Origin of the sequence: Ruegeria spongiae, from assembly GCF_023502395.1 — a bacterium.
GTDB lineage: Bacteria > Pseudomonadota > Alphaproteobacteria > Rhodobacterales > Rhodobacteraceae > Ruegeria_C > Ruegeria_C spongiae.
This window is the reverse complement of sequence record NZ_JAMFMB010000016.1, coordinates 48,642-62,311: the sequence shown is the minus strand read 5'-3', so window position 1 is coordinate 62,311 and position 13,670 is coordinate 48,642. Positions and strand designations below refer to the sequence as shown.

General features: G+C 62.7%; 20 protein-coding genes. 13 read left to right on the top strand and 7 right to left on the bottom strand.

The annotated features are described in order from the left end of the window. Positions 1–43: 43 nt before the first annotated feature. Both M3P21_RS13485 and M3P21_RS13480 read right to left on the bottom strand, forming a co-directional pair. Positions 44–385 carry an AtpZ/AtpI family protein gene (locus tag M3P21_RS13485; protein WP_249710610.1) on the bottom strand — a complete coding sequence of 114 codons (342 nt, stop codon included), beginning with the start codon at positions 383–385 and terminating at the stop codon, positions 44–46. Between the two features lie 201 nt (positions 386–586). After that, a complete protein-coding gene (locus M3P21_RS13480) occupies positions 587–1,480 on the bottom strand; it encodes a DMT family transporter (RefSeq protein WP_249710609.1) in 894 nt (297 codons plus the stop codon). 80 nt (positions 1,481–1,560) lie between these two features. Between M3P21_RS13480 and M3P21_RS13475 the strand changes: the two genes are divergently transcribed. After that, the gene (locus tag M3P21_RS13475) at positions 1,561–1,920 is read left to right on the top strand and encodes an ArsR/SmtB family transcription factor (RefSeq protein ID WP_249710608.1); all 360 of its coding nucleotides are present in this window, start codon (positions 1,561–1,563) and stop codon (positions 1,918–1,920) included. Here the strand turns inward: M3P21_RS13475 and M3P21_RS13470 are convergent. The 3 genes from M3P21_RS13470 to M3P21_RS13460 all read right to left on the bottom strand — a co-directional run bounded on the left by M3P21_RS13470 (position 1,908) and on the right by M3P21_RS13460 (position 4,069). Continuing rightward, positions 1,908–2,216, bottom strand: a complete 309-nt coding sequence (locus M3P21_RS13470) for a hypothetical protein (protein WP_249710607.1) — start codon at positions 2,214–2,216, stop codon at positions 1,908–1,910. The genes M3P21_RS13475 and M3P21_RS13470 overlap by 13 nt on opposite strands. A 63-nt stretch (positions 2,217–2,279) precedes the next feature. Continuing rightward, the gene (locus tag M3P21_RS13465) at positions 2,280–3,194 is read right to left on the bottom strand and encodes a DMT family transporter (protein WP_283780975.1); all 915 of its coding nucleotides are present in this window, start codon (positions 3,192–3,194) and stop codon (positions 2,280–2,282) included. Continuing rightward, positions 3,191–4,069, bottom strand: a complete 879-nt coding sequence (locus M3P21_RS13460) for a LysR family transcriptional regulator (protein ID WP_249710606.1) — start codon at positions 4,067–4,069, stop codon at positions 3,191–3,193. Before M3P21_RS13460 ends, M3P21_RS13465 begins: the two co-directional genes overlap by 4 nt. 113 nt (positions 4,070–4,182) lie before the next feature. Between M3P21_RS13460 and M3P21_RS13455 the strand changes: the two genes are divergently transcribed. Both M3P21_RS13455 and M3P21_RS13450 read left to right on the top strand, forming a co-directional pair. Beyond that, positions 4,183–4,764 (top strand): FMN-dependent NADH-azoreductase, encoded by a 582-nt coding sequence (locus M3P21_RS13455; RefSeq protein WP_249710604.1) that lies wholly within the window; start codon positions 4,183–4,185, stop codon positions 4,762–4,764. Between the two features lie 101 nt (positions 4,765–4,865). Next, entirely contained in the window at positions 4,866–5,621 is a 756-nt protein-coding gene (locus M3P21_RS13450) for an aspartate/glutamate racemase family protein (protein ID WP_249710602.1), read from the top strand. Here M3P21_RS13450 and M3P21_RS13445 read toward each other — a convergent pair. Continuing rightward, a complete protein-coding gene (locus M3P21_RS13445; protein WP_249710600.1) occupies positions 5,618–6,148 on the bottom strand; it encodes a prolyl-tRNA synthetase associated domain-containing protein in 531 nt (176 codons plus the stop codon). The two genes, M3P21_RS13450 and M3P21_RS13445, sit on opposite strands and share 4 nt — an antisense overlap. A 264-nt stretch (positions 6,149–6,412) precedes the next feature. Between M3P21_RS13445 and ffh the strand changes: the two genes are divergently transcribed. The 9 genes from ffh to rimM all read left to right on the top strand — a co-directional run bounded on the left by ffh (position 6,413) and on the right by rimM (position 11,788). After that, positions 6,413–7,921 (top strand): signal recognition particle protein, encoded by a 1,509-nt coding sequence (ffh, locus tag M3P21_RS13440; protein ID WP_249710598.1) that lies wholly within the window; start codon positions 6,413–6,415, stop codon positions 7,919–7,921. Position 7,922: 1 nt separating this feature from the next. Further along, the gene (locus tag M3P21_RS13435) at positions 7,923–8,477 is read left to right on the top strand and encodes a GNAT family N-acetyltransferase (RefSeq protein ID WP_249710597.1); all 555 of its coding nucleotides are present in this window, start codon (positions 7,923–7,925) and stop codon (positions 8,475–8,477) included. Beyond that, the gene (locus M3P21_RS13430; RefSeq protein WP_249710596.1) at positions 8,474–9,001 is read left to right on the top strand and encodes a GNAT family N-acetyltransferase; all 528 of its coding nucleotides are present in this window, start codon (positions 8,474–8,476) and stop codon (positions 8,999–9,001) included. The genes M3P21_RS13435 and M3P21_RS13430 overlap by 4 nt, the downstream gene beginning before the upstream one ends. A 103-nt stretch (positions 9,002–9,104) precedes the next feature. Next, entirely contained in the window at positions 9,105–9,683 is a 579-nt protein-coding gene (locus M3P21_RS13425; RefSeq protein ID WP_249710595.1) for a GNAT family N-acetyltransferase, read from the top strand. A 40-nt stretch (positions 9,684–9,723) separates the two neighbouring features. Beyond that, positions 9,724–10,020: a chorismate mutase gene (locus M3P21_RS13420; RefSeq protein WP_249710594.1), complete on the top strand. Its 297-nt coding sequence runs from the start codon at positions 9,724–9,726 to the stop codon at positions 10,018–10,020. 79 nt (positions 10,021–10,099) lie between these two features. Further along, the gene (gene rpsP / locus M3P21_RS13415; protein ID WP_249710593.1) at positions 10,100–10,489 is read left to right on the top strand and encodes a 30S ribosomal protein S16; all 390 of its coding nucleotides are present in this window, start codon (positions 10,100–10,102) and stop codon (positions 10,487–10,489) included. An 11-nt stretch (positions 10,490–10,500) separates the two neighbouring features. Further along, entirely contained in the window at positions 10,501–11,136 is a 636-nt protein-coding gene (gene bluB, locus M3P21_RS13410) for a 5,6-dimethylbenzimidazole synthase (RefSeq protein ID WP_308445960.1), read from the top strand. 6 nt (positions 11,137–11,142) lie between these two features. Then, on the top strand, positions 11,143–11,292 hold the full coding sequence (locus M3P21_RS13405) for a hypothetical protein (RefSeq protein ID WP_249710592.1): 150 nt from the start codon (positions 11,143–11,145) through the stop codon (positions 11,290–11,292). Further along, on the top strand, positions 11,285–11,788 hold the full coding sequence (gene rimM, locus M3P21_RS13400) for a ribosome maturation factor RimM (protein ID WP_249710591.1): 504 nt from the start codon (positions 11,285–11,287) through the stop codon (positions 11,786–11,788). The genes M3P21_RS13405 and rimM overlap by 8 nt, the downstream gene beginning before the upstream one ends. Here the strand turns inward: rimM and M3P21_RS13395 are convergent. After that, on the bottom strand, positions 11,780–12,808 hold the full coding sequence (locus tag M3P21_RS13395) for a phosphotransferase family protein (protein ID WP_249710590.1): 1,029 nt from the start codon (positions 12,806–12,808) through the stop codon (positions 11,780–11,782). The two genes, rimM and M3P21_RS13395, sit on opposite strands and share 9 nt — an antisense overlap. Positions 12,809–12,864: 56 nt before the next feature. Here M3P21_RS13395 and trmD point away from each other — a divergent pair, with 56 nt between their 5' ends. Further along, positions 12,865–13,659, top strand: a complete 795-nt coding sequence (gene trmD / locus M3P21_RS13390; RefSeq protein WP_249710588.1) for a tRNA (guanosine(37)-N1)-methyltransferase TrmD — start codon at positions 12,865–12,867, stop codon at positions 13,657–13,659. The last annotated feature ends 11 nt before the right edge of the window (positions 13,660–13,670 follow it).

The following is a 13,670-nucleotide window of genomic DNA, read 5'->3' as shown; positions in this document are numbered from 1 at the left end:
ACCAGGCCACCCTCTTCTGCGCCGTGTGCGTCGCTTGCCACGTCTAGTCCCTCTCGTCTTTTTCAGCCGCTTTGCCTTGCTCGGCGGCCATTTTCTTGTCCTGAACCTCATGCGCGCTGCGCATCATCGTCTTGATGCCACCCGCGAAGCCCAACAGTGTAAACAGCACCAGGAAAATCGGGATGGTTCCCAGCAGGTAATCCAACCCGTATCCGATGCCAAAGCCGATCACGATGCCGGCCGTCAATTCGATGACCATCCGCCAGGCCAACTCGCCCTGGGAAAAGTCCTTGTCGGTTCGGGGCGCAGGTTCCTGCACCTTTTTCGCCGCTGTGAGCCGGGCCTCAAGCTGCGACATTCGCTGCTTTTGGTCGTCTTCGGTCAACGGTTTTGCCCCTTGTCGTCTTGGTCATGGTGCTAAGGGGCGACGGGCCGAGAGTCAACGACCGATATGACGCACCCTTTTCGACATCAAGACATTGTTATTAAACACAATTAATTGGGCGCCACGTCACGTTTCTTACCCGGCGCGCACCCCGGAACCCGGCGTTGTCACCCATTGGCATATTCAACCTTTTGGTTGATTTTAGGCCCGACCCAAGCGGGCAAGCCAGCGAATGAGGCGCCCATCGATCAGGAGCAGTCCCAAGAAAATCGCCGCCATGCCCAGCAGATGCTCGGGCAAGAACCGCTCACTCAGCACCCAGGTCCCCAGCAATAGCGCCGAGATCGGCGCAATGAAGGTGACCGTCGAGATATTGGTCGGCCCCACCTTGGGCAGTGCCCAGTAGAAGGCAATGAACGAGGCCGAAGTCAGCACAAAGCCGATGAAGGCCAGCGAAGCCCAGGTCTCAACCCTAGTGATGACCGGGATGCCTTCGACCCAGAGCGCCAGAGGTGCGATGGCGAGAGTCGCGCCGGTCAGCGCCAGCGCCACCAGCACCACCGGCTGCATGTCCCGGAATGCCCGCGCGATATTGACCGAGAAGGCGTAGCAGATCGGCGCGCAGACCGTCAGCAGGATCGCCCAGAACTCGGACGAGGCGCCTCGGCCCAGTACCGGCAGCGACAACAGCACGATGCCCGCAAATCCGCAGATCACGCCCAGAGTTTTTTGCAGGGTCGCGCGTTCGCTACCGGGCCAGAAATGCGACACGATCACCGTGAAGGCCGGGGTGGTTGCATTGACGATCCCCGCCACGCCTGACGCGATATGCTGCTGCCCCAGCGCGTAGAACGCAAAAGGCGCTGCATAGCTGAGCGCGCCAAATCCCAGCAACGCCAGTGCACGCCGCCAGCTCAGCCGCACCGGTTTGCGTGCCCCGATCACATAGATCCAGCAGCCCAGCGCGCCCAAACCAACCCGGCCCATCGAGACAGACAGCGGTCCAAGCTCGCGCAGCAGGATGGCGTTGAACATGAACGACATGCCCCAGCCGATGCCGAGGACAAAGATCACGATCCAGTATTTCAGAGACATGTTCGCCCCTCTCTCCCACCGGGCAGAGTGGCGCAGCGGCGCGATTTGTCAAACCGCTTTACCCGCAGTAGGAAGGGGCCATGTCCGACCCGCTCGACACCGTCTTCTCGGCGCTTGCCGACCCGACCCGCCGCGCCATCCTCGCCATGCTGCTGGAGGATGACATGGCGGTGAGTGACGTTGCCGAGCCGTTCGAGATGTCGCTGGCGGCGATCTCGAAGCATCTCGGGATCCTGACCCGCGCCGGGCTGATCGCGCAGGAAAAGCGCGGACGGGTGAAATGGTGCAAGCTGGAGCCGGACGCGATGCGCGCGGCCTCGGTCTGGATGCAGGGGTTCGGCCAGTTCGAGCCGGTCAATCTGGACGCCTTCGAGCGGTTTCTGGAACGCGAGCTGACACAGTCGGACAGGGACGGCCCCGGCGGCCCTCAATCCACCTGACCGAATGCGGAACCCGGCGCGCTGTATTCAACGCCGAGGATTACTCCGCTCGGATCGGCGCCGCATACCCAAGGTGCCGCAACGTCAGTCACCTCGACCGTGATCAGCGTGCCATGCGGCACCTTCTGCGTCGAGACGGCCCTGACCTCGCTGGGCGGCACATCGATCTTGGCTGCCACCATCGCCTCGCAGCTGTCCTGCAAGCTGGCATGCTCGCTACTGGCATCTTGCGACGCATCCGCGCAGGCCGCCAACATGGCAAAGCCCAGCATCAGACCTGGTATCTCAATCCGCATCGCTCGGCCCTTTGTTGGTCATTCCGTCGCCACCCTTGCATGAAGCGTTGCAGGGGCGAACCCCTATTCTGGCGTCTGCCGCTGGATGATCTGTGCAGGCTCTTCGTCTTTCAGAAGCAGCAGCAGCGCGACAACGGTCAAAGCGACTCCGCCCAGCACCAGCAGCGGCGGCGCGCCGCGGCCCTGGGCCAGTTCCCACAGCAGAACCCAGCTAGGCGTCAGATAGGTATAAGCCATGACTTTGGTCGCCGGCAGGCGCAGCGCGGCATATTGGGTCAGGACAAAGCTTGTCCCGGTCGAAAACACCGCCAAGTACAGGATCGTCCACCACGCAAAGGGGCGCACAGCCTGCCAATCCATCGCCCGTAGGTCAGACCATGCCACGAGAAACAGCAAGATCGTCGCCGCGATCAGCATGCCGAAGGTGAACACCATCGCTGGCTCACCCCGGTTCAGCTTGCGGATCATCGGCGTATAGATCGCATGCGCGATACAGCCCCAGAAGTAGATGATCTCGCCACGACCGATATCAAAACCCAGCAGGGCGCGCAGATCGGCGCGGAAGATGACCCAAAGCGCGCCCGCGCCTCCAATCGCCAGCGCCAGCGCCATCCTTGGGGTCGTGATCTGACGCAGCAACAGCCACCCGACGACGCCCGAGATCACCGGCGTCAGGGTAAAGACCGCCGCCGCGCTGACCGGCCTGGCGGTCTTGAGGCCTTCGAACATCAGCACGAAATAGATCGCCATCAAGCCGCCAAGCACCACATAGCGCCACGGCGCCTGCGCCGCTGCACGCGTCAATCCGCCCAAGCGCCAGACAAGCACCCCGATCAGAACAGTTGCAATGGCGAACCGGACCGCGTTCAGCGCGGCCGGGTCAATCTCATTGGCGATCTGCGCCCCCAGCGAGAAGCTGCCCGCGACCAGCGCCGAGAAGGTGAGCATCGCCAGATGGCCGCGCTGCGCTTGACTCAGGGGCACCAATCGGCGGCCTCTGATTTGAGGAAGGTCAGAAAGGCCTGCACTTTGGTCGTGCGGTGCAGGTCGACATGGGTGACCAGCCACAGCTTGCCCGCCCAGTCCGGCAGCGGGTCCATCACCTCAACCAGATCGGGGTGGCGCGCTGCCTCCCACCGGGCCATGAAACCGATACCGGCCCCGGCCATCACGGCCTCTTGCATGGTGAAGCCATTGGTGCAGCGAAACGAGATCCTGTCACTCGTGGTATGTTCGCGCAGCCAACGCGAAAACGGCGCGCGGCTGTTTTCATCATCGTTGGCAACAAAGAAATGCTGCGCAAAATCCGCGATGCCGCCCGGTTTGCCGTGGCGCGCGATATATCCCTTGCTGGCGTAGAGCCCGATATCCTGACTAATGAATGGCTGCACTACATTGTCTGGCTGATCCGGTGCGGTTCCGGCGCGAATTGCCACATGCGCCTCGCCATATTCCAGCCGAAACAGCCGGTCGCCGGTCAGATAGCGCACGATCAGTCCCGGATGGGCCTGCTGGAACCGGGTCAGCGTCGGCACCAGCATCGGGGCCAGCGACGCAAGCGAGGTCACCACCAGCTCACCCGAGACATCGTCGCCCTGGCCTTTCAGACGGCCGACCAGCTGGCTGAACTGATCATCGGTGGCCTGCGCCACACGTAGCAGGTCGTCGCCCGCTTCGGTGGGCGTGTAGCCGCGCGCGTGGCGTTGGAACAGTTTGACACCCAACCGCGCCTCGATCGCGTCGATATGACGGATCACTGTCGCATGGTGGACGCCCAGCACCTCAGCCGCGCCGCTCACCGTTCCCATCCGCGCGACCTGATAGGCCGTCCGCACCTCGTCCCAGTTATCCATATTCGCGCCTATGTGCAAATTCCAACAATGCCTGTTGATTTTCCACAGTTGCGTTCGAATTTGCAATGCCCAATCTAGTCCTCATATCCAATCTCATGCCAAAGGCCAGACACATGCCCCAGACCATCCTGCATATCGACGCCTCCGCCCGCCTGACGGAGTCCACATCCCGTGAGCTCTCCGACCGGATCGTCCGCACCCTTGGTGCCGACCGGATCATCCGCCGCGATCTGTCGGCACCGCTGCCGCTGATCACGGAAAACTGGATCGACGCAAATTTCACCCCTGCCGAGGATCGTGACCCGGTTCAGCGCGATGTGCTGTCGCTGTCGGACGCGCTGGTCGATGAATTGCAACGCGCCGACACCATTGTGATCGGGCTGCCGATCTATAACTTCTCGGTGCCCGCCGCCTTCAAGGCCTGGCTCGACCTGGTCGCCCGGGTCGGCCTGACCTTCAGACACACCCAAGACGGCCCGATTGGCCTGCTCAACGGCAAGCGCGCGGTGCTGGCCGTTGCCTCGGGCGGCACAGAAGTTGGATCCGACATCGACTTTGCCACCACCTATGCCCGCCACGTTCTCGGCTTCATCGGGATCACCGATGTGGCCATCGTCGCGGCCGATCAGATGGCCATCAATCCCGAAGCCGCGCTGGCAAGTGCCTATCGCGCGATCGACACACTCGCCGCCTGACCTCCCCGCTACCACTCACGGCGCGACGGGGCGGGTTTCGACTGGAAATCCGCCCCGTCAAGTACCAAGGTCCATGACGGGCGGCTTGGAAAGGATGCGTCATGAAAAAGATCGGGATCGTTGGCGGCGTCGGATGGGCCTCCACCGTGGATTATTACCGGGCCCTCTGTCAGGGCGCGGGCCGGTTCTTTGCTGCACGCGGCGCGGGATCGCCCCTGCCAGTGCCACCCATGAGCGTCGAATCCGTCACCCAGGCCAAAACCCGCGCCCTGCGCGGCACGCCCGGAGACGAGGCAAGCTGGGCCAGGTTCGACGCGGTCTTTCGCGAAGCGCTGCGCAATCTGGAACGCGCGGGCTGCGACTTCGCGCTGATCGCCAGCAATACGCCGCATGCAAGGCTGCACGCGATCCGCAAAGGCGTAACCATCCCGATCCTCAGCATATTCGACGCCGCGGCTCTGGCCACCGCAGCCACCGGCGCGCAATCGGCGCTGGTGCTGGGCACCAGTGTCACGATGCAGGCGCGCGACTATGCGCAAACGCTGTCCACGCAAGGGATCGCGGCCAACGCGCCTCTCCCCGATCCCGAGATTGCCGAGATGCAGGCGATGATCGACGAGGAGTTCTATGGCGGCGCATCAGTTACCGCCCGCCAGCGCCTGCTGCGCTTTTGCAATCGCCACGCCAAACCCGGAACAGCGATCCTGCTGGCCTGCACGGAATTACCGCTGGCCTGGCCCGATCATCTGGACGATGTGAGTTTTGAGGCCGACGGGCACCTCTTCGTGAACCCCTCCGCCGCCCATGTGGCGGCTGCGCTGGATCTGGCGTTGGAGGAGGAGTTGGCCACCGGTTAAGGCAGCCAGTTGACCTCGCACCCCACGCGCTCAAAGAACGCCATCACATCGGCGCGCGGCATGGCAACAGTCCGGTCATTGACCAGCGGGTGCATGTTGATCACATCCGCCTCTTGCGCGGCGCGATCCAGAAAAAACCGCACGCCGGTCCCGACGCCGGTGATCATCGCCAACGGGCTGACAGCACCGGGGCGGATGCCGAGATTCTCCATCAGCCGGTCAGCTGAGCCGAAAGACAGATTGCCGACCCCCAGCTCTGCGCCCAACGCCTTGAGTTCGATGGCCCGGTCCTGTTGCAGCGTCACCAGATAGTTCCGCTTCTTGCGGTCGCGCAAATAGAGGTTCTTGATCCGCAGCGCCGCCTCACCGGGCACCAGTAGATCGCCCTCAACCGATTTGGCATCCTCCACGGTGCGCAGCGGCACATGTTCATGCAATCGGTAGGTCAAACCCCATTCATCCAGTTGAGCCAAAAGCGCATCGGATGAGACCGGCAAGCTGTCCTGAAAGGTGGATGAGGCGTCCATGATATACTCCTTTGACGACATGTCGCTCTTGAAACGAAATGGCCGCAGAGGCAAGAGCGCCCTGTAGCCCCGTGTCTGAGTTGACAACGAGGAGCATCTCCAGTATCGCCCCTCCAAACATCCGGAAGCGTCAAACCTTCCGGTCCCTTTCATCAAAGGGATCGCCCCCCACCAGCGAGTTTCGCCCGTGGGGGCAATTGTGTATTTAACCGGTGCTTCTTAACTGGGAAGCGCCACGCGATAACCGGCTAAGGAGGCCGAGGCATGTTTGAAAATCTATCCGAACGCCTCTCAGGCGTCTTTGACCGGCTGACCAAACAGGGCGCTCTGTCCGAAGAGGATGTGAAGGCCGCCCTGCGCGAGGTGCGCGTCGCCCTGCTTGAGGCGGATGTTTCGCTGCCCGTGGCGCGTGAATTCGTCAAAAAGGTGCAGGACAAAGCCACCGGGCAGGCGGTGACCAAATCGGTCACGCCGGGCCAGCAGGTCGTCAAGATCGTGCATGACGCGCTGGTCGATGTGCTGCGCGGCGAAGAAGACCCCGGCGCGCTGAAAATCGACAGCCCACCCGCACCGATCCTGATGGTCGGCCTGCAGGGCGGCGGTAAGACCACCACCACCGGCAAGCTTGCCAAGCGGTTGAAAGACAAAGAGGGCAAGAAGGTCCTGATGGCCTCACTCGACGTCTATCGCCCGGCGGCGATGGACCAGCTGGCGGTTCTGGGCAATCAGATCGGCGTCGACACATTGCCCATCGTTCCGGGTCAGAAACCGGTCGATATCGCCAAACGCGCCAAGCAGCAGGCTGCCTTGGGCGGCTATGACGTCTATATGCTCGACACCGCCGGTCGCCTTCAGATCGACGAAGTGTTGATGCAGGAGGTCGAGGATGTCCGCGACGTGGTCTCTCCGCGTGAAACCCTGCTGGTGGTCGATGGTCTGACCGGTCAGGTCGCCGTTGAGGTGGCCGAGGAATTCGACGCCAAGATCGGCATCTCGGGCGTGGTCCTGACCCGGATGGATGGCGACGGGCGCGGCGGCGCGGCGCTCAGCATGCGCGCGGTCACAGGCAAACCCATCCGCTTTGTTGGTCTGGGCGAAAAGATGGACGCGCTCGAAACCTTCGAGCCAGACCGGATCGCGGGCCGTATCCTGGGCATGGGCGACATTGTGGCGCTGGTCGAAAAGGCGCAGGAAACGCTCGAGGTCGAACAGACCGAGCGCATGATGAAGCGCATGATGAAGGGTCAGTTCAACATGAACGACCTGAAGATGCAGCTGGAACAGATGATCCAGATGGGCGGCATGCAGGGCGTCATGGGCATGATGCCGGGCATGGGCAAGATGTCCAAACAGATGGACGCCGCCGGGTTGGACGACAAGTTGCTGCGCCAGCAGATCGCGGTGATCCAGTCGATGACCAAAAAGGAACGCGCCAATCCGCAGCTGTTGCAGGCCAGCCGCAAGAAACGGATCGCGGCGGGTTCGGGCATGGAAGTCAGCGACATCAACAAGCTGCTCAAGATGCACCGGCAGATGTCGGATATGATGAAGAAAATGGGCAAGATGGGCAAAGGCAAGATGCTGAAACAGGCCATGAAGGGCATGTTCGGCAAAGGCGGCCCCTCGCCCGAGGACATGGCGCAGGGCATGGACCCCAAGGCGCTGGAACAGGCGGCCAAGGCGATGGGCGGCAAGATGCCCGGCGGTATGCCTGGTATGGGTAGCGGCATGGGTCTGCCCCCCGGCCTGAGCGGGTTCGGCAAGAAGAAGTGACGTGACCGGAACCACCCTCCATATCCCCACGCTGGAAACCGAGCGTCTGACCCTGCGGGCCCCGCGCCTGTCGGACCTCGACGCCTATGCGGCGTTCTGCGCCTCGCCACGTTCGGTGGGTGTGGGCGGGCCATATTCGCGCACGCAAGCCTTCGACCGGATGTCGGGACTAATCGGACAATGGCATCTGCGCGGTTACGGGCGCTGGATGGTCGCTGACGCCACGACAGACGCACCGCTGGGCGTGGTTTGCCTGTTCTTTCGCGAAGACTGGCCAGAGCCTGAAATCGCCTGGTCGGTCTTTGATGCCGCAGAAGGGCGTGGCATCGCGCTGGAGGCCGCTCTGGTCAGCCGCACCTATGCCTATGATGTTCTGGGATGGGACACGGTGGTTAGCTGCATGATGTCAGACAACATCCGTTCAGCCGCAGTGGCGAAGCGGATGGGCGCAACCCCGGAGGCCCCAATCCAACATCCCGTTTTCGGTGAAATGCAGGTCTGGCGCCACCTGTCCCCCGATCAGATTGAAAACGGCGGAATGGAGGCTTACGCATGAGCGATCTGCGCCCCCGCATTCTGGAAACCGACCGCCTGATCCTGCGCGGCCCGTCCCCCGAGGATGTCGCGCCGATGTTCGGGTTCCTGAAATCCGATCACAGTCGGTTCTATGGCGGCCCGATGACGGATGATGAGGCTTGGCGCAAATTGACGCTCTATGCCGGGCAATGGGCGTTGCGTGGCTATGGCTTGTTCTCGGTCTATCGCAAGCCGGATATGGCCATGATCGGTATGGCAGGCCCCTATCATCCCGCCGAATTTCCGGAACCCGAATTGTCTTGGCTGGTGGTCGGTCCTGAATTCGAAGGCCAGGGACTCGCGCGCGAAGCCTGTCAGGCCGTGCTGACCCATCTGTTCAGCGATCTGGGTTGGGCCAGTGTCGTCAGCTTTATCGACGCCGCCAACCACCGCTCGCGCGTGCTGGCCGAACGGCTGGGCGCACAACTTGATCCGGGCGCGGATATCCCGCTGGAAAATTGCGACGCCTATCGTCACCAGCCAAAGACCGGTGTGGCACAATGATGCAGAACCGCATTGCCATCCCCTCGCTTGAGACTGGCCGCTTGAATCTGCGCGCGCAGATCATGAACGATCTGCCCGCAGCAGATGCGAACGGGGGTGCAGTATGACCCTGATGATGTGTGAACTGCCCGTCAAAGGCTCCTGCGCGATGCAGGCGCGGCAGCTGGCAGACCGGATTCCCGTGCTGGAAACCCGTCGGCTGGTGTTGCGCGCGCCGCATATCGAAGATTTCCGCGCCTATGCCGAGATCGCGCTCAGCCCGCGTGGGGCGCATTTGGGCCATGCGACGCGGGCCGAGGCCTGGCATGACTTCTCCAACATGGTCGCGGGGTGGCTGTTGCGCGGTCACGGGCTGTGGACCGTCACATCGCGGCAGGACGGCACGCTGCTGGGCTTTGTTCTGCTGGGCTTCGAGCCCGGTGACGAAGAGCCGGAGCTGGGCTTCATGCTGACCGAAGAGGCCGAGGGCCACGGATATGCCAGCGAAGCAGCGGAAGCCGCCCGCGCCTATGGGTTCGACCATATGCGCCTGCCCTCGCTGGTCAGCTATATCGACGCGAGCAATGACCGATCCATCGCATTGGCCGAACGTATCGGCGCCTTTGCCGATGGCGAATTGGCTTATGCGGGCGACCCCGCCCCTTCGATCGTCTACCGCCATCCGAAACCGGAGGCAGCCTGATGCGACACCAAACAGCCCGACACTGCGAAAGGATCTTCCCGTGACTGATCCCGTCAGCCGCGCCGCGGAACTGCTAAAGGAACACCGCGAAAGCATCGACCGCCTCGATGCGATCCTCGTCTACACGCTGGGCGAGCGGTTCAAGCACACGCAGGCCGTGGGCCGCCTCAAGGCGCAGCACGACCTGCCCCCGTCCGATCCCAACCGCGAAGCGGCACAGATCGCACGCCTCGAACAATTGGCCGAAGAAGCCGACCTTGACCCCGACTTTGCCCGGGCCTTTCTGAATTTCATCATTCAGGAAGTGATCCGGCACCACAAGAAACAACAGGAATAACCAAACGCAGGATGGGGCCTCCCATCGCATCCAAAACACACACCAAACGGTGTGTCCGCCATTCAAAGGAGAAAACACAATGGCAATGAAGATCCGTCTGGCCCGTGGTGGCTCGAAAAAACGCCCCTTCTACCGCATCGTGGCCGCTGACAGCCGTATGCCGCGCGATGGCCGTTTCATCGAGAAACTGGGCACCTACAACCCGCTGCTGCCCAAAGACAGCGAAGAGCGCGTGAAGATGAACGTCGAGCGCGTTCAGTACTGGCTGGACCAGGGCGCTCAGCCCACCGACCGGATCGCGCGCATGCTGGAAGCTGCCGGCACCCGCGACAAAGCCGAGCGCAGCAACCCCAAGAAGGGTGCACCGGGCAAGAAAGCCCAGGAACGTGCAGAAGAGAAAGCCGCCAAGGCTGCTGAAGCCGCCGAAGCAGCTGCTGCACCGGCAGAAGAAGCTGCTGCTGAAGAGTAAGGAAAGCGACCGTGCGGGATCTGAGTTTCAGCGAGGATTTCCGCACGCAGCTTGACCTGTTGATGCGGCTCCAGCGCGATGTGCGCCGGTTCCGCACCGACCCGGTGGACGAGGCAGTGCTGACGCGCTGCCTCTCTGCGTTTTCGACGGCCCCTTCGGTGGGGCTGTCGGAACCCTGGCGCATCCTGCGCATCGAAAGCGTGGATGCCCGCGCCGCCGCGCTGGACAATTTCCGGGCCGCCAATATCGCCGCGCTGGCGGGCTATTCCGGCGCAGACACCGCCGCCTATAGCAAGCTGAAGCTGTCCGGCATGCAGGACGCTCCGGTGCAGATGGCCGTGTTCTGCGATGATACCACCAGCAAAGGACGCGGGTTGGGCGCGGGCACCATGCCCGAAATGCGCCGCTATTCGGTGGCCTGCGCGATCACTTTGTTCTGGCTGACCCTACGGGCCGAGGGGCTGGGGCTGGGCTGGGTCTCGATCCTCGATCCCGGGCGGCTTTGTCGCGACCTGAACGTGCCCGAAGGCTGGAGCCTGATCGGCTATTTTTGCATCGGCTGGCCTGAAGAGGTATCTGACAGCCCAGAGCTGGAGCGCGCCGGGTGGGAAACCCGCAACACCGCGCCCCTGCTTGAAACACGCTGAGGGCCCATGTTCGGATTGATACGCCTGCCGCTGCTTTTGATGGTCGCCTTCGTGGCCGGTGTTCTTTATGAGCGCAACAACCAGCACAGGGCTTGCGAGGACCGTGGCGACTGGCGTGATGGTTTATGTCTTGAGACGGGGCAGCCGAATGAGTGATCTGATCTGTGTTGGGGCCATTTCCGGCTCGTTCGGGGTGCGGGGCGAAGTGCGCCTCAAGAGTTTCTGTGCGATCCCGGAAGATATCGAAACCTATTCGCCGCTCTCCGACGAGGCCGGCGAAACCAGCTATTCACTGACCCTGACGCGGGCCATCAAGAACGGCTTTGCCGCAAGGCTGGGTGGGGTTGAAACCAAAGAACAGGCAGATGCCGCACGCGGCCTGCGCCTGTTTGCCCGGCGCGACCAACTGCCGTCGCTGCCCGATGACGAATACTACCATGCCGACCTGATCGGGCTCGAAGTCTTTGACACTGGCGGCAACCTGTTGGGGCGGGTGAAATCGGTAATGAACCACGGCGCGGCAGACCTTCTGGAAATCCATGGCCCCGGCTTGAAGACCACCGTGCTGCTGCCCTTCACCCTTGCGATTGTTCCAACCGTTGATCTGGTGCAAGGCCGCATCGTGGCCGACCCGCCGGACGGGTTATTCTAAGGCCTCGGCCGCCAGCAGAGCATCCAATCGCGCGGTCAGCCGGATGAGCTGCTGGCGCTGATCAGGTCGCAGCTTGCCACCGGTTCCGGCCAGTTTGCTCCATTCCGTATACATCTGGTGGGCGAAGAGAAACACAAAGACCGGGTCCTCATGGGCGCGGTGCCCATAGCCCTCTTCCAGCGCCTGCAGATCGGCAAGAGGCAGGCCCGCAAACCCCAACGCTTCCTTGTCCTGCGGATCGAACGCCTCTCCGGCATTCAGCCAGAACCGGGCCAGATCGGTATAGCCATAGCCCTGGCTCCGACTGCGAAAGTCAATCGCGGTCAGCCTGTCATCGGCAACGATCAGGTTGAGCAGATGGAAATCGCCATGGGTGCGGCAATGCTGGGCCGGGGCGCTCCGGCAGCGGCGCCCGGCGCGATGCAGATAGGCACAGAGGCCGAGGAACCGCCTGGGTTTTGGCACCGCCAGCACGCCTTGCCGAACCTTTGCAGCGCGTTCCGAAACCCGGCCCAGAAAGCGACCGGGCCGGAAACCGCCAACCTGATCCACTCCGCCCCGATGCAAGGCTGCGGCATAGCGTCCGCACCGGCGCAGGATCGCGCTGCGATCTCCAAGACCAAAACGGGCCCAGGCCAGCGCCTTGCGACCGCTATCGCCGGGCACAAAAGACTGGATCGACACGCCGCGCGCCGGATCGCTCCACAATATCTCGGGTACGGCGAGATCCGGGCAAGGGGCGAGCACAGTGCGGGCGCGCTCCAGCGCCTCCAGATCACGTGCCAGCCGGTCAGGGCGAAACCGACCGAATTCACCCTTCAGAACAACCGCTTTTGCATTTGGCCCGGTGACTTTGGCAACCGCAATCGACCGGGTGGAATCCAGCTTGAGCGACCGCATTGAAACCGGCTGCACGGGCCAGCCTATTTCCGCCGCCACATCGCGCCACAACGCGACCGCCTCGTCCTCCAACAGGGAAGGGCCGGCCACGCGGGGCCGGTTGATTTCAATCTGTGTCACTGCCGCCTCAATATGCTTATGGTTGCTTAGGCTTGGGTATGTTTTACAAGCACCCCATGACAGCGCCAAGCAAATCTCATGGCCGCAAGGCGATTCGCCCGACAGTGCGGCCCCAAGAACTCATGTCCGCCACGCCAGACCTGCATGGCGTGTGGAAAGCCAAGATCATCACACTCTTTCCCAGCGCCTTTCCCGGTGTGCTGGGCGAAAGCCTGACCGGCAAGGCCCTGCAAGAGGGGCTGTGGCAGTTGGAAACCGTCGATCTGCGCCAGTTTGGCGTCGGCAAGCACCGCAATGTTGATGATACCCCTGCGGGTGGCGGCGCGGGAATGGTGCTACGCCCGGATGTGCTGGGTGAGGCGATCGAACACACGATGGCGGGCGTCAGGGGCAACTGGCCGATGATCTACCTCAGTCCGCGTGGGCGACCGATGGATCAGCAGATGATGCAGTCGCTGGCCCGCGCCGACGGGGTCACCCTGCTTTGTGGCCGCTTCGAAGGTGTCGATGAACGGGTGCTGGAGCATTACGGCATCCAGGAGGTGTCGCTGGGCGATTTCGTGATGACCGGCGGCGAGATCGCGGCGCAAGCGCTGATCGACGCCACCGTCCGGCTGATCCCCGGCGTGCTGGGCAACCAGGCCTCGACCGAGGAAGAGAGCTTTTCCTCGGGCCTGCTGGAACATCCGCAATACACCCGCCCCGCCGAATGGAAGGGCCGCACGATCCCCGATGTGCTGATGTCCGGCCATCACGGAAAGGTGGCCCAATGGCGGCGGGAGATGAGCGCGGAAATCACCCGGAGCCGTCGCCCGGATCTGTGGCGCAAACTGTCCGATGACGACGGCTGACGCAGCCCCAA

What these genes read in the sequence shown, in the direction of transcription:
- M3P21_RS13405 (WP_249710592.1), top strand. Translation starts at nt 11,143, where the DNA reads ATGTTCGGATTGATACGCCTGCCGCTGCTTTTGATGGTCGCCTTCGTG.
- M3P21_RS13425 (WP_249710595.1), top strand. Translation starts at nt 9,105, where the DNA reads ATGACCCTGATGATGTGTGAACTGCCCGTCAAAGGCTCCTGCGCGATG.
- M3P21_RS13470 (WP_249710607.1), bottom strand. Translation starts at nt 2,216, where the DNA reads ATGCGGATTGAGATACCAGGTCTGATGCTGGGCTTTGCCATGTTGGCG.
- M3P21_RS13455 (WP_249710604.1), top strand. Translation starts at nt 4,183, where the DNA reads ATGCCCCAGACCATCCTGCATATCGACGCCTCCGCCCGCCTGACGGAG.
- M3P21_RS13450 (WP_249710602.1), top strand. Translation starts at nt 4,866, where the DNA reads ATGAAAAAGATCGGGATCGTTGGCGGCGTCGGATGGGCCTCCACCGTG.
- rpsP (WP_249710593.1), top strand. Translation starts at nt 10,100, where the DNA reads ATGGCAATGAAGATCCGTCTGGCCCGTGGTGGCTCGAAAAAACGCCCC.
- M3P21_RS13430 (WP_249710596.1), top strand. Translation starts at nt 8,474, where the DNA reads ATGAGCGATCTGCGCCCCCGCATTCTGGAAACCGACCGCCTGATCCTG.
- rimM (WP_249710591.1), top strand. Translation starts at nt 11,285, where the DNA reads ATGAGTGATCTGATCTGTGTTGGGGCCATTTCCGGCTCGTTCGGGGTG.
- ffh (WP_249710598.1), top strand. Translation starts at nt 6,413, where the DNA reads ATGTTTGAAAATCTATCCGAACGCCTCTCAGGCGTCTTTGACCGGCTG.
- trmD (WP_249710588.1), top strand. Translation starts at nt 12,865, where the DNA reads ATGACAGCGCCAAGCAAATCTCATGGCCGCAAGGCGATTCGCCCGACA.
- M3P21_RS13460 (WP_249710606.1), bottom strand. Translation starts at nt 4,069, where the DNA reads ATGGATAACTGGGACGAGGTGCGGACGGCCTATCAGGTCGCGCGGATG.
- M3P21_RS13445 (WP_249710600.1), bottom strand. Translation starts at nt 6,148, where the DNA reads ATGGACGCCTCATCCACCTTTCAGGACAGCTTGCCGGTCTCATCCGAT.
- M3P21_RS13480 (WP_249710609.1), bottom strand. Translation starts at nt 1,480, where the DNA reads ATGTCTCTGAAATACTGGATCGTGATCTTTGTCCTCGGCATCGGCTGG.
- M3P21_RS13475 (WP_249710608.1), top strand. Translation starts at nt 1,561, where the DNA reads ATGTCCGACCCGCTCGACACCGTCTTCTCGGCGCTTGCCGACCCGACC.